This is a genomic window from Paracoccus binzhouensis, assembly GCF_016446475.1.
In the GTDB taxonomy this organism is placed as follows: domain Bacteria; phylum Pseudomonadota; class Alphaproteobacteria; order Rhodobacterales; family Rhodobacteraceae; genus Paracoccus; species Paracoccus binzhouensis.
In genome coordinates, this window is record NZ_JAEHFP010000259.1 from 1 (window position 1) to 724 (window position 724).

The 724-nt window shown below is 66.0% G+C and carries 1 protein-coding gene; it reads left to right on the forward strand.

Annotated features, from left to right (window positions below):
* Nucleotides 1–74: 74 nt before the first annotated feature.
* A partial coding sequence (locus I9P22_RS24340) for a hypothetical protein (protein ID WP_199262803.1) occupies nucleotides 75–724 on the forward strand: 650 nt, incomplete at its 3' end.

The window sequence follows — 724 nt, forward strand, 5'->3', positions numbered from 1 at the left end:
GGTTGGCGGTGTGGGTCTGCTCATACATCACAGCTACCACCCTGGATTCACGATCTGAATCCCTGACGGGATTTGTGCAACAGAGCCCCCCGGACGACTACTATGCACAATCCGCCGAGAACCTGCGCCGGTCGCTGGACCGGCTGGGCCTGGCGCATGAGATAATCGAGGTCGAGAAGGCCCCGGGCGAGGAATGGCTGGAGATCTGCCGCAGGAAGATCCCCTTCCTGCATTCGGTCTGCGAACGGAACCCGCGCCGCAAGGTGTTCTGGATCGACGTCGATTGCGACATCGACTACCTGCCCGATTTCGTCTCGGGCTTCTCGGCCGATATCATCGGTTTCCAGCGCGGCTTCGGCCATCCCATGCGCATCGGCTATGCCAACAGCGCCCGCTTCTGGGAGCCCTGTTTCTGGGGCATCAACACGACGCCCGCGGCGCGCGCCTATATCCGCGACGCGCGCGAGGCCTGCGACAGCATGCGGCTGCGCGCCACCGACGATTTCTTCTTCGAGGAAGCCTGGCGCAAGAATGCCGACCGGCTGACCTTCCAGATGATCCCCTCCTCGATGCTCCTGGGCCGCGCCGACCTGCCCGAGACCGGGCGGCGGCCGTTCTTCTATTTCGGCTCCAGCGGCAATGTCGCCACCTTCAAGGGCCAGGCAGCGCAGCACGACCGCAGCCGCCGCGCGGCCGAGCCCCGCGGCGCGGCCGGCGCCCGCTC